Source organism: Dactylosporangium sp. CA-052675 (genome assembly GCF_050947935.1).
In the GTDB taxonomy this organism is placed as follows: Bacteria; Actinomycetota; Actinomycetes; order Mycobacteriales; family Micromonosporaceae; genus Dactylosporangium.
In genome coordinates, this window is record NZ_CP192010.1 from 1,362,160 (window position 1) to 1,382,116 (window position 19,957).

The following is a 19,957-nucleotide window of genomic DNA, read 5'->3' on the forward strand; positions in this document are numbered from 1 at the left end:
CCGGGGCTGCGGGCAACGGCGGCGGCCGGGGTGCGTGGCCGGGGCCGCGGACGACGGCGGCGGCCGGGGTGAGCGGTCTGGGTGCGCGGCCGGGACCGAGGTGGCGGGCGAGAGCAGCGGGCGAGAGCAGCGAAGAAGTCAGCCTCGCAGCTCGGTGGACGGGTCGGGCGGGTCGACGACCTCGAAGATCTCCACCATGCCGCTCGTGCGCAGCAGCCGGTACACCCCGGGCCCCGGGCTCGCGAGCACCATCGCCACGCCGGCGCCCTGCGCGTACTTGTACCCGCTGATCAGCACCCCCAGCGCGCTGGAGTCCATGAAGGACACCGCGGCCAGGTCGATCACCACGCGAGCCGGGCGGCCGTCGACCGCGCGCACGATCGCCTCGCGCAGCGCGGGCGCCGTGGCCACGTCGACCTCGCCGCACACGGCGAGCACCGTGCCGCCGTCGGGCTCGCGCCGGGCGCGGATGGGGATTTCCGCCACACCAGCAGTATCCGGCGTCCGGCGCGGGCCGGCCATCGGGGGCTGCACAATCCGACCCTTTCGCACGCATAGACCGTCAGCCTCATAGACAGGCGTACAAACCCCAACGCATACGCGGGTTTTCAGTGACGCTTCTCTGGCGTACGGTGACGCAGATCGGAGTGGGCGGCCCCCTGGTGTGCGGGTCGGCCTCGGCGCCGCGGACGAAGGGTAGGCGCGGCCTTGAGCATCCTGGGCGGGTCCGTCCTCACGGCGATGGCCGAAGGCCTGCGGGGCCGGGATCTGCCGTCGCTGCGTACCGCCCTGGAGACCGAGCTGGGCCTGCCCATCGGCGGCTCGGACGAGGCCGAGACGTTCCTGGACCGGTGCGCCCGGATCCCGGGTGCCCTGCACGCGCTGGGCGATCGGCTCGACGAGGACTTCCGGGAACAGTTGCGCGCCGTACCGGTACCGCTGCTGCTGCCCGCGGAACGACGGCGCCTGCTGGCGCTGACCGCCCAGGCCGCCCACCTGCCCGTCGCGGGCCCCTATCGCGCGGCCGTCGGCCCGGCCGGACCCGATCGGCCCGCCGGCGGCACCGCCTCCGAGCTCCTGCCGCACCTCGAGGGCCTGCTGCGCCCGCCCGAACAGCCGCCGCCGCTGCTCGCGTTCGTCGCCGCGCTCGCCGCCGAGGCCGGCGCGCAGCTGCGCGCCGGGCTGCGGGCCTGGCTGGAGGAGCACCTCGCGCGCACCGGCGCCCCGGCCGACTGGCTGGCCGCGCTCACCCCGGGCGCCGGCCGCGGCTCCCGCACCATCCTCGTGCTGCGCATCGAGCGCGATCGGCTCGACGAGGGCTTCCTGCTCTGGGCCTGGGTCCAGGGCGAGGACGGCGCGCCGGGCATCGCGCTCGCCGCCGCCGAGACCGTCATCGCCGAGGCGGACCTGCCGGCCGAGGTCGACCGCCGGCTCGCCACCGTCCTGGCCGCGCACGCCTCCGACCCCAATGACGTGGCCGTCGAGTGCATCCTGCCCAAGGCGCTGGGCAACCTCCCGGTCGACCAGTGGCCCGTCGGGCCGCGGTTCGGCGCCGAACCGCTGCCGCTCGGCGCGCGGCACCCGGTCGTGCTGCGCTCGTGGGAGCGGGCCGCCGACCCGGCGCTGCGGGCGAACTGGAGCCGCAAGTCCAAGCGGCTGCGCGCGCACGGCCACCTCAGCGACCCGAAGGCCGTCTTCTTCCTCGACCGGCCCGAGCCCGACCTCGCGGCGCTGGGCGCGCAGCTCGCCGAGGAGCCGCGGATCTGCTTCATGCAGGAGTTCCCGCCGCGCGAGGAGCCGAGCCTGGCCGCCGACGAGCTCGGCGTGGCGCTGAGCATGGGCCTGCCGGTCGCGGTCTGGTGCCGCCCGGGCTACGACCCGCGGGCGGCCGGGCGGCTGGACGAGATCCTCGAGGTGTCCAGCGTCGCCGAGCTTCCCGGTCTGGTACTGCGCCTGCGCCGCGAGGCCGCCCGCGCCCCCGGCGGCGAATCCCATCCGGGCACCCATCTCGCGCTGCTGTGGGACGAGTCCGGCCGCCGCCCCGAGGAGCCGGCGCCGCGCTGGCGGCCGCCCGGCCAGGCGGGGGAGCGGCGATGAACCTCGACGCGCTGCGCCCGCTGACCGCGCTCGGCCTCGACGAGCTCGCGCTGCTGGTCGACACCGGAGAGTCCCTGACGCTGTGGGAGCCGGTCCTGGCCGAGCTGCGCGCCGCGCTGGCCGGCCTCGGCGGCCCGCCCGTCGCCGAGCGGCCGCTCGAGCCCGGACTGGAGCTGCCGCCCGCCCGGCGCGTCGCGCTCGTCGTCACCGACGGCGTCGGCCCGGCCTGGGACGGCGCGCTGGCCCCGCTGCTGGAGCGCCTCGGCCGGTCCGGCCCGACCGCGATCCTGCAGCTCCTGCCCGCCCGCATGTGGCCCCGCGGCGGCGCCGAGCCGCACCGCGTCCGGCTGGGCGCGCCCGGCCCGGCCGCCGCCAACGCCGAGCTGCGTGTCGAGGTGTCCGACGGCCGGTTCGAGCCGGCCCGCGCCGGCGTCGCGATCCCGGTGCTGAAGCTCGCCCCGCGCTGGCTCGGGCCCTGGGCCGCGCTCGTCGCCGGGGCACCGGAGACGATCCCGGGCGTCGCGCTGTTCACCGGGCGGTTCGGCGGCGAGCCCGCCGACGCCGAGCCGGTGCGCGGCCCCGAGCGGCGGGTCCGGGCCTTCCGCGCCGCGGCCTCGCCGACCGCGTACCGCCTCGCCGCCCTCCTCGCCGCCGCCCCCCTCACCGTGCCCGTCATGCGCCTGGTGGCGCGGGAGCGGCTGGCCGAGGCAGGGCCGGAGCACCTGGCCGAGGTCTTCCTGAGCGGCCTGCTCGTGGCCCGGGACGGCTACGACTTCCGGCCCGGCGTGCGGGAGGCCCTGCTGCCGGCGCTGGACGCCGCCGAAGCGTTGGCAGTGGTACGGCTCGTGGCCGATCACCTCGGCCCGGCCGACCTCGACGCGGCCGTCATCGCCGGCGACCCCGGGCCCCTGGCGGCCCTGGGCCCGGCGTTCACCGAGGCGGCCGCCCCGGTGCTGCGCGCGCTCGGCGGCGCCCACGCGGAGCTGGCCGAGCGGCTGTGGCGCCCGGTCGCGGCCGACGCGCGGGCGGACACGGCGGCGGCGAGTTCTGGCCTTCTGGCCGGAGGTGGCGACGCCGACGGTGACGGCAGGGTGACCGAGATCGATGTGGTGGCGCAGTTCGCCGATGCGGCGGCCGAGCGGTGGGACGGTGCGACGGGTGCGGCGACGGCGGCGGGGGAGCGGGACGTGCACGTGAAGACGCCGCAGCAGGTGCGCAACGCGGTGCCGCCGCGCAACTCCGGCTTCGTCGGCCGCGACGCGGTGCTCGACGAGATCGGGCGCAAGCTCGAGACCGGCCTCGTCGCGCTGCTGCCCGACGCCCGGCACTCCCTCGGCGGCACGGGCAAGACCCAGCTGGCGCTGGAGTACACGCATCGGTACGCGGGGGAGTACGACCTCGTGTGGTGGGTGCCGGCCGAGCAGGTCGCGCCGATGCGGGTGGCCCTGGCCGGGCTCGCGCGGGCCTTGAAGATCCGGGAGAGCGGCGACCTCAACCGGACGCTGCAGCTGCTGCGGGAGACGCTCGAGCGCGACTCACAGTACCGCCGCTGGCTCTTGATCTTCGACAACGCGAGCCGTCCGGAGGACATCGAGCCCTATCTGCCCCGCGGCGCCGGCCACGTGCTCGTGACGTCGCGCAACCCGCGCTGGGCCGAGATGGGCCACGCGATCGAGGTCGGGGCGTTCACGCGGGCGGAGAGCGTGCTGCTGCTGCGGCGCCGCACCCCGGCGATCAGCGGCTCGCAGGCGCACACGCTCGCCGCGCGCCTCGGCGACGTGCCCATGGCGATGGAGCAGGCCGCGGCGACCCAGCACGCGACCGGCTGGGCGGCGACGGAGTACCTCGACCGGTACGACGAGCTGCGCCGGGACATGGGCGGCACGGCGGAGCGGCCGGAGTACCCCAGCCCGATCGTGGTCACGTGGAACCTCGCCTACGCCGAGCTCGCCGAGCGCAACCCCGGCGCCGCCCGGCTGCTGGACGTGTGCGCGTTCCTGGCCGGCGAGCCGGTGTCGTGGAACGTGCTGTGGGAGAGCCGCGGCGCCGGGCTGCCCGCCCCGCTGGGCGCCCTCGTGCGCGTGGAGAAGGCCCTGCGCACCGCGCTGCGGGAGCTCGCGCAGTTCGGGCTGGCGCAGGTCGACCCGGCGCTGCAGTCGGTGCAGGTGCACCGGCTCGGGCAGCTGCTGCTGCTGGAGCGGCTGGGGGTCAAGGAGTATCCGATCTACCAGCAGGCCGCGCACGACGTGCTCACCGCGGCCGACCCGGCGATCCCGGACGATCCGTCGAGCTGGCCGCGCTACGAGGAGCTCAGCGCGCACCTGCTCTACTCGGACCTGCTCGCCGGCGCGACCGACGAGTCCCGCCAGCTCATGCTGCACTACGTGCGCTTCCTGTTCGTGCGCGGCGATCATGACAGCAGCCGTACCGTGGCCCAGCACGCGTACGACCGCTGGCGTCTCGCCCTGACCGACGAGCACGAGGACACGCTCGCGGCCGCGTACCACCTCGCCAACGCCATGCGCGCGGGCGGCGACGCGGCCGAGGCGGCCAAGCTCAACCAGCAGACCCTGGCCACCCTGCGCAGCGTCTTCGGCGACGACGACGAGAGCACGCTGATGACCGCCAACAGCGTCGGGGCGGACCTGCGCCTGCGCGGCGAGTTCGTGGCGGCGCGCAACGTCGACCTCGACAACCTCGACCGCTACCGCCGGCTCTTCGGCGAGGCCTACCCGCGCACCCTGCGCTGCGCCAACAACCTCGCGGTGGACATGCGCCTGCTGGGCGACTTCCGCCAGGCGCGCATCATCGACGAGCAGACCCTCATGCACCGCCGCCGCGTGCTGCCCAACCCGCACCCGGAGACGCTGTGGTCGCTCGTCAGCCTGGCGCACAACCGCTTCGGCCTGGGCGAGCACGAGGTCGCGATCGAGATCCTCACCGAGGCGCTGCCGGTGCACGCCGACGCGTTCGGGGACGACCACCCGGGCGTGCTCACCGGGCGGCGGTACCTCGCGATGGCCCTGCGCCGCGCGGGCGCCTATCCCCGGGCGCGCAAGGAGGCCGAGGCGACGATGGCGCTGTGGCTGGAGAAGTACGGCGACCACAGCGCCGACTCCCTCTCCGCCGTCCTCACCTACGCCAACTGCGTCCGCGCGAGCGGCGAGTTCGGGGCCGCGCGTACCGCGGCGCAGCAGGCGGCCGACGGCTTCGCCACGATCCTCGGCGAGAAGCACCCCTTCACCCACGCGGCCCAGGCCGCGCTCGCGGCCGCCCTGCGCGCCGAGGGCGACCCGGCCGCGGCCGCGGAACTGGACCGGCACGCCCTCGTGGGCCTCGCGCACTCCGTCGGGGCCGAGCATCCGTTCTCCGTCGCCTGCGCCATCGGCTATGCTTCCGACCTCGCCCAGTCCGGGCAGACGGCCGGGGCCGTGATCGCCTCGAAGGACACGGTCCGCGTGGCGCAGTCCGCCTTCGGGGCCCAGCATCCGGCGTTGCTCGTCGCGGGCTTCAACCACGCGCTCGACCTGCGGGCGGCGCATCCTGCCCGGGAGGATCGGGGGACCGTGGCGGCGGCGGCCGAGGCGCTGCGGCGGCGGCTCGGCGATACGCATCCGGCTACGCAGACGGCGTTTGCTGGGCGGCGGCTCGAGTTTGACATCGAGCTGCCGGCGACCTGAGTTCCCGTTGTCCGGGCCTGGTCCCGAAATATCCGGCTCGTCCCTCACCGGATATTTCGGATTTTTCGCCTGACGGGCGACAAATCCGTTTCGTGGGCCTTTTCGGATCTGGCGTTCGGCTCGTGAACCGATCGGGCCGCTCGATCCGATGAGGTTGTATGCGTGAGGCGCGCAAAGAGCGGGCGACGGTGACATGCCCGGTGAGCGCCGCGCTCCAGCGACCTGGCCGGACGGATTGGCGGCACTTCAAGCGCGGCGCCGGCGGTCTCGGTGCTTTGGCGGGCCGGGCGGCTAGCGGGCATGGCATTAGCGGGCGGCAGCCATGGTGCGGTGGTGGGGCGGGCGGTCTAGCGGGCGTGGCGTCGGTGGGCGGCGGCGGTCTTGGTGCGGTGGCGGGCCGGGCGGGTGCGGCTGGGGCTGCGGCGGGGCGCGGCTCGGGCATGGGGTGCGTGGTGGTTGACGGCGGCGCGGGTGGCGGTGGCCCGTCAGCGCATGGCGGCGGTGAGCCCGACGGCTGCCAGTTTGTGGTGCGGTGCTGTGGGCGGCAGTTGGCCCGTCTTAGTGCGGTGATGTGGGCCGGGCGGCAGGCCCGTGCGGCAAAGCGGGTGGTGCAGTAGGCGGTCGGAGGGCCCGTGCGGGTCAGGCGACCGCGTGCTCGGCCCGATGGGCGGCCAGCGCGGCCAGCGCGCGCTGCCGCGGGATCGCCGGCACGCGGTCCGGCAGCCAGGAGTCCAGCCGCGCCCGCATGCCGTCGACCAGGCGGCGGCCCGCCGGCCCCAGGGCGTCCGACGTGTGCAAGGTCTCCAGCGTCTCGGCCACGGCGACCCGCCACCGGGTGAACTCGAAGGCGGCGGTGTCGTCGGCGGTGCGGGAGTACTCGGTGCGCCAGAAGTCCGCGATCGCCAGGTGCGCGTAACAGCCGTGCAGCAGCGCGCCCGGTGGGCGTGGGTCGCTGCGCCACGGGGCGTAGTAGCGGCGGGGCGGCGGGTCCGGGCGCAGCATGTCGTGGAAGAGCAGGAGCGCGTTGAGCTTGCCGTGCTGCTGCTCGTGCACCAGGCTCGCCGCCAGGCGGCGCGGGTCCGGCGGGCGGGCCAGCGCCGCGGCGCCGAACGCGTCGCGGGACGTGGCGCTGCGCCCGGCCGCGGACAGCGGGACCACCGAGGTCAGGCAGCGGGACATCGACCGGACGTGCCAGGGGTGGTGGGCGGCCAGCAGCGCGCCCGCCGCGGCCGTGTCCGCTCGCCAGCGCTCGGCCTCGCCGGGTGGGAGGCGGTCGGTGAGCGGCAGGTCGTAGACGCCGCGGTACGGGTCCAGGTCGTCCAGGTACAGCCGCAGGGGGCCCGCCTCCAGCCGCAGCAGCGGCAACCAGGCCGACGCCCCGGCGACCGACAGGCCGGACGGCGAGACGGTCACCGTGGCCGGGCCGTCGACCAGGGCCGTGCCCTGCCCCGGGATCGCCAGGCGGCCGTTCGGGGCGGGCGCGGGCCAGGTCGCGTCCAGGCCCGCGGCCAGCGCCGCGGCCGCCGCGACGCCGTGCAGGTGGTCGAGGTCCGCCGGGGTCGCGGGGCCGGTCAGGCAGTGGATGGCCCAGGCGCCGACCTGGGGGTGGCCCAGGACCGCCCTCGCCGCCGCGGGGTTGCGGGCGTCGGCGGCGGCCAGGACCCGAGCGGCCTCGGCGGCGCGGTCGCGCGCGGCGTCGGCGATCGCGCGGACCAGCAGGACGTGCTTGGTGATCTGGCCCGCGCGCAGGGTGTCCAGGACCCGCTCGCCGCCGCGGCCGGTGGCGAGTTCGTCCAGGTCCTCGGGGCCGATGACCAGGGCGCGCGGTCGTGGAGAGGGGCTGCGGGTGTTCAGAGCGCGGTCCGGTCAGATGGCCGAGTTGAAGCCGGCGACGGTTTCGTGGGGCTCGTCGACCTCGCCCAGCACGCGGCGGATCGTGTGAGCCAGGACACCGTTGCCGAGGGCGGCCAGCCGGGCCGGATCACGAAACGCATTCAGGATCGGTCCGTCACGCAGCGCATCCAGGTCGGGTGAGCCGGGCTCGAACCCGCTGTCCGGATTGCCCGAAAGGTCGGTCAATGTCGCGTGCAGCCGGTCCGGAGTATCCGTTTTGCTACCATCCCCCACAAGGCCTGCCTTCACTGGGCGTCACCTATGTCTACCATCCACGACGCCCTTCCGCCCGCCCGCGGTTGGCGTCGCGGCCCGGGAATTCTGCATGAACGCGCCCTGCGCGGCAATCGACGTGCGTCGCCGCGGACGGCACGTGCAAAAAATAGTTGGTGCCCGGAAAGGTTTCGCAGCCGACCACCGGAATTCGCCCGGCGGAGGCACGGCGAGGGCCCTGGGGCCCCCGCGTCAGAAGTCGCCCTCGGCCACCTGGAAGACCGTCAGGCCCAGGGCGCGCCACATCCGCACGACCTGCTGGCGGTCGTCGAACACGCCGATCACGTGGTACCGGCTGCGGATCTCCTGCTCGAAGATCTCCGCCTTCACGATCGAGTCGCGGCGCTGGTCGCCGAACCGGCGCATGAACAGCCCGCGGTGGGGCACGCCCACGTGCTCGGCGAGCCACGTCTCGGTGTCGGCGCGGCAGTCGTCGCTGCGGCCCGAGCAGAACACGATCTCGTAGCCGGCGGCGTGCATGGCCCGGACCGCGGCGATCACGGGCTCGTTGGGCAGGTCCTCGCCGACGCGGGACATGTCGTACGGGCTGCGGCCGTTGAACAGCGCCACGGTGCCGTCGATGTCCACGAGCACCGCGCGCGGCGCGTCCGGCGGCGGCTCGTAGACGACGCCGACGGTCTCGTCGAGCACCGGCAGGGGCAGCGGCAGCGACCGGCCGGCGAGGTACCGCTCGTGCATCGACCGGATCACCGGCTCCCCGACGTGCCCCTCGCCCGTGCGCAGGGCGTCGCGGCGGATGCACTCCTCCACGGGCACGTCGGTGAAGTCGCGGACGGCGAAGTGCGCCTTGCACTTCGCGGCCAGCTCGGCGAACTCGCGCACTACGCGGCCGCGCAGGTTCGTGTCGTCGCAGACCACGTCGGCGCCCCCGCGCAGCAGCGCCTCGACGGCCGCGTGGTGCGCCTGCGTGACCTGGCGCTCGGCCCGGCCGCGCCGGTCGTCGTCGGCCACGCGGCCGCCGTGCATCATGCGGCGCAGGTCGTCGCGGTTGACCCGCACGAGGTGCGCCTGCTGCTTGGCCCAGGTCGTCTTGCCCGAGGCGGGCAGCCCTCGGGTGATCGTGAGCGTCGCCATCTACTCGGCCTTCCCGTCGTCCTCGGTGGCGCTGACGGCCGGGCGTACCTGCTGCCACAGCAGAGCCGCGTAGTCCTTGCCGTCCAGGCGCAGGAACAGGCACCCGCGCCGGGGGCTGCGCGCCACGGCGAACGCGAAGTCCTTGCGCGTCCAGCCCTCGGGCAGGCCGGCCACGACCTGCGCGTACTCCCGCTCGACGGCCTCGCTCAGCTCCGCCACCGCGGCCGTGAGCCCGGCCGCGACGTCGCTCGCCCACGCGTGGAACTCGTCGGGCAGCGGCTCGAGCAGCTCGTCGAGGCGGTCGGCGAGCATCGCCTCCCACACGACCCACGGGTTGAGGCCGGTGACGATCCGGTGCAGCCGCACGTACTCGCTGTACTTGATCTTCACCCGGGTGTCGGGGCCTGTGCAGTGCACCACGAGCCCCTCCCTATTGTCGCGGGGCGGGGCCGCGAGGGCCTCGGCCAGGGTGCGGTACGAGAACGACTCCACCACCGGCCCGGGCCACCCCGGCACCGCCTCCGGGCCGTGGCTGCGGCCGGTCGCGATGTCCACGGCGCCGAGCAGCACCAGGTCGTCCAGCTCGCCGTAGTCGAGCACGATCCGGTTGGCGGGGTAGATGATCTCGACCAGCACCGTCAGGCCCGCGGGCGGCTCGAAGCGGCCCGCGTACCGTGCCCGGAACACCGCCGTCGCGTGCCGCGCCTGCTCGGAGTCGAACGAGCCGCGGGTCGCCAGGGCCCAGCCGTCCGGCGTCGGGTAGAGCACGCCCAGCGAGCCGTCGGCCTTGTCCGTCACCGCGACGGGGCCCTCGAGGTCGAGCTCCGGGGCGCCCGGCTGGCCGTGGTTGAAGAACTTCGTGAAGGGCCGCGCCAGGACCTGCCCGTCGCGGGCCACCACGAGGCCGCGGCACGCCAGGGTGGCCGCGTTCCAGACGTTGTCGTACTGCGTCTTCTCCGTGTAGTTGTGGATCACCAGCGGCAGTGAGGGGTGCTTCTGGGTGCGGATGTACCCGCCGCCGACCATCTCGGCCAGCAGCTTCGGGTCGCAGAGGTCATCGATGTGGAGGCTCATGGCGCGGTACAGCGTAGGCGCGCCGCGCCACCGGTCGCGACGGGAATACGGGCAGGGTGCGGCGCGTTGTGCGGGGCGGTCAAAGAGCCGTGCGGACGACATGGCAGACTTGACCGACGGCCAACTCAGGTTCCGGTTCACGTCCACGTGGCGACCCGGCGACCGACTGATCGAAAGGACCGCGGCCATGAAGCCGGACATTCACCCGGAGTACGTGACCACCGAGGTCACCTGCTCCTGCGGCAACTCCTTCACCACCCGCAGCACCGCCAAGGGCGGGCAGATCCACGTGGAGACGTGCTCCGTCTGCCACCCGTTCTACACGGGCAAGCAGCGCGTGCTCGACACCGCTGGGCGGGTCGCGAAGTTCCAGCAGAAGTACGCGAAGGTCCAGGCCAAGAAGGCCGGCAAGTAGCTGCGCTTCCGGCGCCCGTCCACGACCCCGCAAGGGTTGTGGACGGGCGCCGTCTTCGTGTTGAGGAACCGGACCACGCTGGAGAGGACTGGAAGGACATGACCGCCGACACCCGGCTCGCCACGCTGTTGGCGGAGTACCAGGAGATCGAGCAGAAGCTCGCCGACCCGAGCATCCACGCGGACCAGGCGCTGGCCCGCAAGACCGGCCGCCGGTTCGCCGAGCTGTCGCCGATCGCGAAGACGGCCGGCGAGCTCGACCAGGCCCGCGAGGACCTCGCGGCCGCGCGCGAGCTGGCCAGCGAGGACGCGGCGTTCGCGGCCGAGGCCGAGGAGCTGCAGGAGCGCATCCCGCTCATCGAGGAGCGCCTCGCCGAGCTGCTCGCCCCGCGCGACCCCAACGACGCCAAGGACGTGATCCTCGAGGTCAAGGCCGGCGAGGGCGGCGAGGAGTCGGCGCTGTTCGCGGGCGACCTGCTGCGGATGTACCAGCGCTACGCCGAGCGGCACGGCTGGGTCACCGAGGTGCTCGACTCCCAGGAGTCCGACCTCGGCGGCTTCAAGGACGTCGCCATCGCGATCAAGACCCGCGGCATCCCCGACGGCGGCAACGGCGTCTGGTCGCGGCTGAAGTGGGAGGGTGGCGTGCACCGCGTCCAGCGCGTGCCGGCCACCGAGTCGCAGGGCCGCATCCACACCTCGGCGGCCGGCGTGCTGGTCACCCCCGAGGCGGAGGAGACCGGCGACATCGAGATCGACCAGAACGACCTGCGCGTCGACGTGTTCCGCTCGTCCGGGCCGGGCGGCCAGAGCGTCAACACGACCGACTCGGCGGTGCGGATCACCCACCTGCCGACCGGGATCGTGGTCTCCTGCCAGAACGAGCGCTCCCAGCTGCAGAACAAGGACCGCGCGATGCGGATGCTGCACGCCAAGCTCGTGGCCCTGGCCGAGGAGCAGGCGGCGGCCGCGGCCGGGGACGCGCGGCGCTCGCAGGTCCGCACGGTCGACCGGTCGGAGCGCATCCGGACGTACAACTTCCCGCAGAATCGGATTTCCGACCACCGGATCGGTTACACGGCGTACAACCTCGACCTGGCGCTCGGCGGGGACCTCGACAGCGTGCTGGATGCCCTGGCCGAGGCCGACCGCAAGGCGCGGCTCGCGGGGGAGGACCAGCTCAGCCGAGGGTGACGGGGGTCTAACGCCGACGTCACATTCCGGAAACGGTGCAGGGGCACCCTAGTCTCGGGTAGCGTTCCTCGCGAAACCGAGCCGCACTCAGCGTGATCGCCGACACATCCGGAGGGCTGCCATGCCGTCGTCATCGACGCCAGTCGACATCTCTGCGGCTCCGCGGGCCGTGGTGAGCACCGCCGCCGACCTCATCTTCCGGGTCGGACGCTCGGTGCTCGGCGCCGACAAGGTCCCGACGGCGAAGGCGAACGCGTGGGCGGCCGTGTGCGCCGACCAGGAGCGCGCCCGCATCCGCGAGGAGAACGCCCGGATCCTGCTGGTCCGCTGAGCCGGGCCGGCTACTGGCCGCTAGGACGCCGCGCGGGGGCGCGGCGTCTTCGCGCGCAGCATCGCGTGGTCGGCCGCCTCGAAGGCCTCCGACACGCTCTGGAAGTCCTCGCCGGAGAGCCCGGCCCAGCCGATCGTGACGCCCACCGGCGTGCCCGGGACCAGCGACTGCCAGTCCTCGCCGGCGATCGCGCTCTCGATCCGCCGTGAGATCTCCCGCGCCTCGCCCGGCGAGGTGGTCGGCAGCACCACCACGAACTCGTCGCCGCCGTAGCGGGCCACGAAGTCGCCCTTGCGCATGACGCGGTTGAGCACCCCGGCCACCCGCTGCAGCACCAGGTCGCCCGACAGGTGGCCGTGCACCGTGTTCACCTGCTTGAAGCCGTCCAGGTCGCACACGCCGAGGGCCGCATGGCCGCCCGCCGCCACGAGCTTGGTGATGTGCTCCTCCAGGTAGCGGCGGTTCGGCAGGCCGGTCAGCGGGTCGGTCTGCGCCTCGCCCCGGTGGAAGTCGACCTTGCGGACCAGGTCCTCGTGGTCCAGCAGCGCCGCGACCCCGTCGACGAACAGGTCGCGCAGCAGGTCGAGCTGGGTGTTGGCGGCCCGGTAGGCGAGGCGGTCCGCGTGGTACGCCGAGCGGTAGTCGCCCGCGCCGAGGTGCGCCAGGGCGCGCAGCCGCAGCAGCTCGGCCGGGCCGAGCGAGTCGTCGCTGACCCGAGCCGTCTGCAGCCGGGCCACGGCCTCGATCGGGCGGCGCTCGGCGATCGCCTGGCACACGGCGCCGAACGTGCGGAAGTCCCGCGCGCGCGTGGACAGGCCGGCCGAGTCGAGCAGCGGCCACGGGTCGATCGCGGGGGCGGAGGCGCCGAGGGTGCACAGCCGTACGGCCGCATAACCCATCGCGCCCCGGGCCACCGGCCGCAGCCGGGCCACCTCGTCGTCGTGGACGCGGCGCTCGAGGTCCGCGGCGATGTCGCGCAGGATGCGCAGGCAGCCCTCGCTGTCGCCGCGGTGGTCGAGGTCCACGGCGAGGCGCAGGCGGATCTGCGGCGCGGCGAAGTCGGTGCTCGCCGTCGGCACGCCGGCCTCGACCGCGACCGCGCGGGCGCGGTCCATGGCGGAGAGCGCGTGGCCGTGGAAGCCGGTGTACGAATACGCCATCGCGAGGTTGTGCCAGCCCCACGCCGTGGTCTCGTCGCGCCGCTCGACCGCGCCGAGCGCCCGGGAGCCGTGCACGAGGGCGCGCACGCAGCGGTCGAGCGAGCCCGCGCGCAGGGCCACGATCGCGGCCAGGGCCTGCAGCTCGCCGTACTGCCCCGGGTCCTGCAGATGCCGGGCGGCGGACAACCCGGCGTCCAGCGCCGCGGCGTACTCCTCCGACCGCCCCAGGTTGATCAGCGTGATGAGCCGCAGCTTGAGCGCCTCGACCCGCTCGGCCGGGGCCTGGTCGCCCTCGAGCACCCGCTCCACGACCGTCAGCGCCTCGCCGAGGCGATCGTCGAAGATGAGCCGGCGCGCGCGCGTCAGCTCAGCCGTGCGGTCGCCCACCGCCATCCGAACCCCCTCCAGCGCGCCTCATGATTATGGGGTGCACCGACTCGAAGATGACACGCCGGAACGCGAGTTGCCCACGCTTTCGCAGCTGATCACGGCGGCGGCCGCGACCCTGGCCCGGGCGGGCGTGGCCTCCCCCCGCGTCGACGCGGAGCTGCTGGCCGCCCACGTGCTCGGCGTGCCCCGCTCCCGCCTGCTGACCGCCGCCGTCACCGGCCCGCAGGCCGGGGAGCTGGAGCGGCTGGTGGCCCGCCGGGCCGCGCGCGAGCCGCTGCAGCACCTGACCGGCACCGCGCCCTTCTACGGGCTCGAGCTCGCCGTCGGACCGGGCGTGTTCATCCCGCGGTTCGAGACCGAGCTGCTGGTGGAGTGGGCGCTCAAGCAGCCGGCCCGGCGCGTCGTCGACCTGTGCTCCGGCTCCGGGGCGATCGCCGTGGCCTTCGCCACCCGGCGCCCCGAGGCGGAGGTGCACTGCGTCGAACGCTCCGAGCGGGCGCTGCCCTGGCTGCGCGAGAACGTCGCGCGGCTGGCTCCGGCGGTCCGGGTGGTCGAGGCCGATGTGTCCGACGAATCGGTGCTTTCCGATATATCCGGTACCGTCGACCTGCTGCTGTGCAACCCGCCCTACGTCCCCGAGGCGACCCCGGTCGACGTCGAGGTGGCCGAGCACGACCCGCACGACGCGGTCTTCGCCGGCGATGACGGCCTGGCCCTCATGCCGGCGATCGCCCGCACGGCGGCCCGGCTCCTGCGCCCCGGCGGCCGGCTGGCCATCGAGCACGACGACACCCAGGGCGAGTCGCTGCCGGAGCTGCTGCGCGGCACCGGGCTGTTCACCGTCGTCGAGGACCACCGCGACCTGGCCGGCCGCCCCCGGTTCGTCACCGCGAACCGGGGCGACCAGCACCGCGGCTAGCGCGCCGCCACGATCAGGTTGGTCAGGAACGCCACCGTGGCGGCCGGGACCGCGGCGGTGCCGGAGAGCGTCTCGTCGAGCCAGGACTCCCGGACGATGCCGTTGCCCCGCAGCGGGGCCACCGCCCCGGGGTCCGCGCGCCAGTGGTCCACCACGAGCGCCGCCCACTCGCCGGCCCCGAGCTGGGCCTTGCTGCCGCCCCGCACCCGCTGGCGGATCTTGCGGGCCAGCCGGCCGGCGGTGACGCGCGCGGCCGCCGCCCGGGTGCCGATGCCGCCCTGCCCCAGCTTGGCCGGGATGAGCCCGGAGTCGAGCGGCACCGCGGCGAGCTTCGGGTCGAGCCGCTCGATGAGCTGCCCGGTGAGCCGGCCGCCGCGCTTGTCCTCGGGCGACACCGCGTGCGCGAGCTGGACGAACCGGCGGTCGAACATCGGGTTGATGAAGAAGCGGTTGGTGGCCGCCACCGAGCCGTGCGCGCCGGCCCACCGCTGCATCCGCTGGAAGAGGTAGAACTGGTCGATCGCGCGCAGCCACTCGGAGGAGGTGCCCTCGAAGCCGGCCCAGATCAGCTCCAGCGCGTCGGTCTGCGCGCGGGCGGCGAAGTCCGGCTCCAGCGCCTGGGGCAGGACGGCCTCGTTGGCGTACAGCCGCCAGTTGGCCAGCTTCGCGACCAGCGCCTGCGAGGTCGTCGCGCCGCGCGGCTGGCCGAAGTAGTAGAAGCCGCGGCAGGTCTCGCCGCCGAGGCCGGAGAGCCGGTGGCCCTGCTCCAGGTTGCTCTCGGCCAGCAGGAGCGGGGCCAGCGCGAGCGGGCTGGCCATGCAGTCGAGCGCGGCCGAGGCCTCGAGCGCCAGCCGCCACGCGTCCGCGGGCGTCACCGGCGGCTGGTCGTCGAGCCAGTAGATCTGGTGGTCCAGCCCGCACAGCTCGCTCAGCCTGGCCGCGTGCCGGGCGTCGGAGCCGCCGTGCACGTCGACGGTGAGCGCGCGCAGCCCCGGCCGCAGCTTGGCCGGCACCGCGCACAGCAGCACCCGGGTGTCCTGGCCGCCGGTCAGCTGCAGCACCGTGGCCGGGTGGTCGCCGAGGTAGGCGGTCTGGAAGTCCTCGAGCAGCCCGGCCATCTCCTCGACGGCCGTCTCCACGGTGGGCGTCGCCCCGTCGAGCTGCAGGGACGGCTCGATGTAGCGCTGGGCCCGGACCCGGCCGCCGGAGAGCACGGCGAGCGATCCGGCCTCGAGCTTGAACACGTCGCCGAACACGGTGCCCAGCCCGACCTGCCAGCCCACGAGGCTCTGCAGCCCCAGCGCGGCGGTGTTCAGCGTCGAGCCGGCCAGCGCCTTGAGCGCGAGCGCGCTCGTCGACACCGCGGCGACGCCGTCGCCCTGCCAGGAGAAGACCTGCAGGAAGCCCAGCCAGTCGGTCGCGACCACGGTCGGTGCGGTGGGGGAGGAGCGGTGCGCGGCCGCGAACGGCGGCACGAGCGCGGCCAGGGCCGTGCCGTCCACCCCGGAGCCGTCCTTGAGCAGCCCCGCCAGGGCGTCGGTGGAGACCTCGCCGGAGCGGGTGCGCGCCGCGCGGCCGAGCCGGACCGTGAACGCGCGGGCCTGCTCCTCGACGCGGTCGCCCGGGTCCTGCGCGCCCAGCGCGACCCAGCCGTCGGCGCCCGGGAACACGGTGGCCTCGCCGAGGGCCGCGACGGCGGCCGGTGCCGGCGTGCCCGGCGCTGCGCCCGGGGCGAACGAGACCGCGAGGAAGGACCTCACCGCGACCACCGCGCGGCAGGGAAGAATGGCTGCGCAGGACGCGAAAACATGGTCGTCATCGTAGACCTCACCCCGATCGGCGGGATGTCTCACCCATGACGCAAACCTGACATCGCGCGGGCTGCGACCTTCGCCGGGAATTGCCAGGTTTTCGCGCCTCGGGTCTGTGGTTAACTCTGCGGGTGTTGCGTCGAATCTGGGCGAGGCGAACGCTGGCCGAGGCTTTCTCGTCACGGGAGAACAGCTTCGGCTTCCTGCGGCTCCTGTTCGCCTTCCTGGTCCTGCTGTCGCACACCTTTCCGCTGGGTTACGCGCGCGACGATCCCGGGGCCGGCATCACCAACGGCCAGGCCGAATTGGGCGAAATCGGCATCATCGGCTTCTTCGTCATATCTGGGTTCCTGATCACCCGAAGCGGGCTGCGCTTCGGGCTCGGCCGCTTTCTCTGGCACCGGGCCCTGCGCATCCTGCCCGGGTTCTGGGTCTGCCTGGTGGTGACCGCGTTCGTGCTCGCGCCGCTGGTCGCGCTGCTGGAGCGGGGCAACCTCAGCGGATTCTGGTCGCATCCCGACGGCCCGGCGCAATACGTCGCCAAGAACCTGTTCGTGGCCATGCAGCAATACGGGATCTCCGATCTGCTGCTGGACACCCCGTATGCGCACCGCACCGGCGACAGCGTGTTCGACGGTTCGCTGTGGAGCCTGATGTACGAGGTGGGCTGCTATTTCATGGTCGGCGGCCTGGCGCTCGTCGGGGTGCTGCGGCGCGCCAAATTCGTGGTGCTCGTCATGGCCGCGGCCGGCTTCGGCATCATGGTCTACGACCTCATCCAGGCCCCCCGGGTGCCGGGCCCGCAGGGAATCCACGGCCCGGTCCTCGGTTTCAACGGCCTGGACCGGTACTCGCTGATTTACCTGACGTATCTGTTCCTGCTCGGGGCGCTGTTCGAGCTGTACAAGAACCGCATCGTCATGAACGACGCGGGCGCCCTCGTGGCCGTCGTCGTCCTGCTGGGCACCATCCAGTTCGGCGGCGTCGCGGTGCTGGGCTACCCGGCCTTCGCCTACCTCATCCTGTGGCTGGCGATCCGGCTGCCCCGATGGCTGCGCGGCATCGGCCGCAAGCAGGACTACTCGTACGGCTTCTACATCTACGCCTTCCCGGTCCAGCAGCTGCTGGCGCTGCTGGGGGTGCCGGACTGGGGCATGCCCGCCTACATCGCGCTCTCCACGGCCGGCACGTTCGTCCTGGCCGTGCCGTCCTGGCACCTCGTCGAGCGGCCCGCGATGGGCTTCAAGGACTGGACCCCGCGCCGCCGGAACCGCCGGGCGGAGCCGCCGCCCGCCGCGGACCCGGCCGGGCCGCACCGCGAGCTGGCGAAGGACGGCGCCTGATCAGCGCACGACGGCGGGGGACCAGGCGTCGGGGATGAGCACCCGCGAGGCGCCCGACCCGTCGGCCGGCACGACCCAGACGTCGCTGGCGGCCGGCCCCTCGCCGGCGCGCGGCAGGCCGTACACCACCTGCGAGTCGTCCAGCCACTCGATCTGGTCGTCCACGCTGCGCGGCTCGGCCAGGCGGGTGGCCTTGCCGGTGGCGATGTCGTAGACGGTCACGCCCCACTCGCCGGCGGGCCGCCCGGCCCGCTCCTTGAACGCGATCCGCTTGCCGTCCGGCGACAGCGACGGGCACTCGGCGTCCTCCCGCAGCGCCTCCAGCCGCCCCGTCGACATGGTGCCGCGCACCAGCCACGTCTTCTTGCCGGAGGCCGCGGTGGCGTAGAAGTGGTCGTCGTCGGCGAACGTGACGCCCCACATGTTGCGGTCCTTGGCGTCGATCGCCTTGCCGTCGACGGTGAGCGTGAACTGCTCGATGTTCGTGGTCTTGCGGCTGGCGATGATCGTGACCAGCGTCTCCGTGGAGAACTGGCCCGGCGAGGAGTAGTCGTGGCCCGAGACGAACGTCGTGGTCGCGACCATCGCGCCGTCGCGGGACAGCCGGGTCCGGCTCGGCACGCCCGACAGCGGCAGGTCCAGGACGGGGGACCAGTCCGCGCCGAGCACCCGGGCGGTGTAGGTGGTGACGACGCCGGGCTTCGCGGCCAGGCACACCGCCTGCCCCTCGCGGGCGTAGACGCGGTCACAGCTCACCGACGTGAACGCGCGGGGGCCGGACGGCGCGGTGAGCGGCACCTCGGCGACCTTGCCGTACCGCTCGCCCAGCGCCGTGCTGCGAAAGACGATGCGCGGCGCGCTCTGCACGGCGGTGAGATCCTGGATGGTCGGCACCGGCGGCGCGTCCTGCGCCGCCCTGGTCTGGGCCCGCCGCGCGAACACGACGTAGCCCACGGAGCTGAGCAGGGCGACGGCGATGACGACGCCGAGGGCGATCAGTTTGGCGCGGTTGCTCACGCGGCGGCCTCCGTCGTCGGCGCTGCCGCAGCGCCCCGCAGCAGCCAGACGGCCACGGCGAGGGTGACGGTGAGCAGCCCCGCCACGAGGTAGAGCGCATGGCTGCTGCCGAGCAGCAGCCACAGGCTGCCGAACGCCAGCGAGGACGCGAAGCGGGCGAGCACGACCACGGTCTGGGCGGCCGCGATGCCGCTGCCGCGCGCCTGCGGGTCGACCAGCGGGGTCACCAGCGCCGGCAGCACGCCGTCGGTGGCGGCGTAGTACGTGCCGATGAGGGCCAGCACGACGATCGTCGCCGGGAGGCCGGTGAAGGGGCCGGCCGCGAACAGGTAGACCAGCAGCAGCGCGACGTGGCCGCCGAGGAAGACGCGGGTCCGCCCGATGCGGTCGGCGAGGCGCCCGAACGGGATGGCCAGCAGCAGGTACGCGATGTTGGTGCCGACGTAGAGCAGCGGGAAGTACTTCGCGGCGAAGTGGTCGCGCTCCTGCAGCGAGAGGTAGAGGAAGCCGTCGCCGACCGTGAACAGCGCCAGCAGCCCGGCCGCGACCAGCGGGCGGCGCAGCCGCGGCCCGGTGACCTCGCGCACCAGGTGCCGCACGTTCTGGGCCGCGCGCGCGGTCTTCGCCCGGTGGTTGGGCACGAAGAGCACGATGACGGCCACGCCCACCGCGGCGAACCCGGCCGAGACGATCCAGACCGAGTTGTAGTCGCCGGGCACGAGCAGCAGCATCGAGAAGGCCACCAGCGGGCCGATGGCCGCGCCGATGGTGTCGAGCGTGCGGTGCACCCCGAAGGCCCGGCCGAGCGCCTTCGGGTCCGACGAGTCGGCGATGATGGCGTCCCGCGGCGCGGTCCGCAGGCCCTTGCCGAGCCGGTCGGCGGTCACCACGGCACTGATCGGGCCGAGGCTGTGCGCGACCAGCATGCCGACGCGGCTCAGGGCCGACAGGGCGTAGCCGGCGGTCGCGACCCACTTGGGCCGGTTGGACCGGTCGCTGACGTAGCCGCCGCCGATGCGCAGCAGTGCGCTGACGCCCTGGTAGAGGCCGTCGACGAAGCCGTACGCGAGCACGCCCAGGCCGAGTTCGGCGGTGAGGTACAGGGGCAGCACCGCCGACACCATCTCGGAGGAGACGTCGGTCAGCAGGCTCACGATGCCGAGCAGCACCACCGTCGTGGCGATCCGCGGGGCCGCCCGGGACGGCGACTTGGAGCCGGACTTGCCACCCGGGCGGTCCCGCAGGGTCAGGTACATCTGGTGCGTC

16 protein-coding genes are annotated in these 19,957 nt (G+C 74.1%); 7 read left to right on the forward strand and 9 right to left on the reverse strand.

Features of this window, described 5'->3' with window-relative positions; genetic code table 11:
* Positions 1 to 138: 138 nt before the first annotated feature.
* Positions 139 to 486, reverse strand: coding sequence for an STAS domain-containing protein (locus ACQP1P_RS06120; RefSeq protein WP_433083934.1), 348 nt, complete (start codon positions 484 to 486; stop codon positions 139 to 141).
* Positions 487 to 708: 222 nt separating this feature from the next.
* Between ACQP1P_RS06120 and ACQP1P_RS06125 the strand changes: the two genes are divergently transcribed.
* On the forward strand, positions 709 to 2,097 hold the full coding sequence (locus ACQP1P_RS06125; RefSeq protein ID WP_433083936.1) for a hypothetical protein: 1,389 nt from the start codon (positions 709 to 711) through the stop codon (positions 2,095 to 2,097).
* Positions 2,094 to 5,777, forward strand: a complete 3,684-nt coding sequence (gene fxsT / locus ACQP1P_RS06130; protein ID WP_433083938.1) for an FxSxx-COOH system tetratricopeptide repeat protein — start codon at positions 2,094 to 2,096, stop codon at positions 5,775 to 5,777. The genes ACQP1P_RS06125 and fxsT overlap by 4 nt, the downstream gene beginning before the upstream one ends.
* A 639-nt stretch (positions 5,778 to 6,416) precedes the next feature.
* Here fxsT and ACQP1P_RS06135 read toward each other — a convergent pair.
* The 4 genes from ACQP1P_RS06135 to ACQP1P_RS06150 all read right to left on the reverse strand — a co-directional run bounded on the left by ACQP1P_RS06135 (position 6,417) and on the right by ACQP1P_RS06150 (position 10,112).
* Positions 6,417 to 7,190: an aKG-HExxH-type peptide beta-hydroxylase gene (locus ACQP1P_RS06135; RefSeq protein ID WP_433083940.1), complete on the reverse strand. Its 774-nt coding sequence runs from the start codon at positions 7,188 to 7,190 to the stop codon at positions 6,417 to 6,419.
* 453 nt (positions 7,191 to 7,643) lie between these two features.
* On the reverse strand, positions 7,644 to 7,919 hold the full coding sequence (gene fxsA / locus ACQP1P_RS06140; RefSeq protein ID WP_433083942.1) for an FxSxx-COOH cyclophane-containing RiPP peptide: 276 nt from the start codon (positions 7,917 to 7,919) through the stop codon (positions 7,644 to 7,646).
* 216 nt (positions 7,920 to 8,135) lie between these two features.
* A complete protein-coding gene (locus tag ACQP1P_RS06145; RefSeq protein WP_433083944.1) occupies positions 8,136 to 9,038 on the reverse strand; it encodes an AAA family ATPase in 903 nt (300 codons plus the stop codon).
* Entirely contained in the window at positions 9,039 to 10,112 is a 1,074-nt protein-coding gene (locus tag ACQP1P_RS06150) for an RNA ligase (RefSeq protein ID WP_433083946.1), read from the reverse strand.
* Positions 10,113 to 10,299: 187 nt separating this feature from the next.
* Here ACQP1P_RS06150 and rpmE point away from each other — a divergent pair, with 187 nt between their 5' ends.
* From rpmE to ACQP1P_RS06165, 3 genes are all read left to right on the forward strand, one after another.
* Positions 10,300 to 10,527, forward strand: a complete 228-nt coding sequence (gene rpmE / locus ACQP1P_RS06155) for a 50S ribosomal protein L31 (RefSeq protein WP_433083948.1) — start codon at positions 10,300 to 10,302, stop codon at positions 10,525 to 10,527.
* Between the two features lie 98 nt (positions 10,528 to 10,625).
* Positions 10,626 to 11,720 carry a peptide chain release factor 1 gene (gene prfA / locus ACQP1P_RS06160; RefSeq protein WP_433083950.1) on the forward strand — a complete coding sequence of 365 codons (1,095 nt, stop codon included), beginning with the start codon at positions 10,626 to 10,628 and terminating at the stop codon, positions 11,718 to 11,720.
* Between the two features lie 172 nt (positions 11,721 to 11,892).
* On the forward strand, positions 11,893 to 12,051 hold the full coding sequence (locus tag ACQP1P_RS06165) for a hypothetical protein (protein WP_433083952.1): 159 nt from the start codon (positions 11,893 to 11,895) through the stop codon (positions 12,049 to 12,051).
* Between the two features lie 20 nt (positions 12,052 to 12,071).
* On the opposite strand, the gene ACQP1P_RS06170 is transcribed toward ACQP1P_RS06165, so the two are convergent.
* Positions 12,072 to 13,604, reverse strand: coding sequence for a diguanylate cyclase domain-containing protein (locus ACQP1P_RS06170; RefSeq protein WP_433083954.1), 1,533 nt, complete (start codon positions 13,602 to 13,604; stop codon positions 12,072 to 12,074).
* A 34-nt stretch (positions 13,605 to 13,638) separates the two neighbouring features.
* Between ACQP1P_RS06170 and prmC the strand changes: the two genes are divergently transcribed.
* Positions 13,639 to 14,520 carry a peptide chain release factor N(5)-glutamine methyltransferase gene (gene prmC, locus ACQP1P_RS06175; protein ID WP_433083956.1) on the forward strand — a complete coding sequence of 294 codons (882 nt, stop codon included), beginning with the start codon at positions 13,639 to 13,641 and terminating at the stop codon, positions 14,518 to 14,520.
* Here prmC and ACQP1P_RS06180 read toward each other — a convergent pair.
* On the reverse strand, positions 14,517 to 16,280 hold the full coding sequence (locus tag ACQP1P_RS06180) for a hypothetical protein (RefSeq protein ID WP_433083958.1): 1,764 nt from the start codon (positions 16,278 to 16,280) through the stop codon (positions 14,517 to 14,519). The two genes, prmC and ACQP1P_RS06180, sit on opposite strands and share 4 nt — an antisense overlap.
* 182 nt (positions 16,281 to 16,462) lie before the next feature.
* Between ACQP1P_RS06180 and ACQP1P_RS06185 the strand changes: the two genes are divergently transcribed.
* Positions 16,463 to 17,674 carry an acyltransferase family protein gene (locus tag ACQP1P_RS06185; RefSeq protein ID WP_433083960.1) on the forward strand — a complete coding sequence of 404 codons (1,212 nt, stop codon included), beginning with the start codon at positions 16,463 to 16,465 and terminating at the stop codon, positions 17,672 to 17,674.
* Here ACQP1P_RS06185 and ACQP1P_RS06190 read toward each other — a convergent pair whose 3' ends face one another.
* Complete coding sequence (locus ACQP1P_RS06190) at positions 17,675 to 18,691, reverse strand: TolB family protein (protein WP_433083962.1); 1,017 nt, start codon at positions 18,689 to 18,691, stop codon at positions 17,675 to 17,677.
* Complete coding sequence (locus tag ACQP1P_RS06195) at positions 18,688 to 19,947, reverse strand: MFS transporter (RefSeq protein ID WP_433083964.1); 1,260 nt, start codon at positions 19,945 to 19,947, stop codon at positions 18,688 to 18,690. The genes ACQP1P_RS06190 and ACQP1P_RS06195 overlap by 4 nt, the downstream gene beginning before the upstream one ends.
* Positions 19,948 to 19,957: the final 10 nt, after the last annotated feature.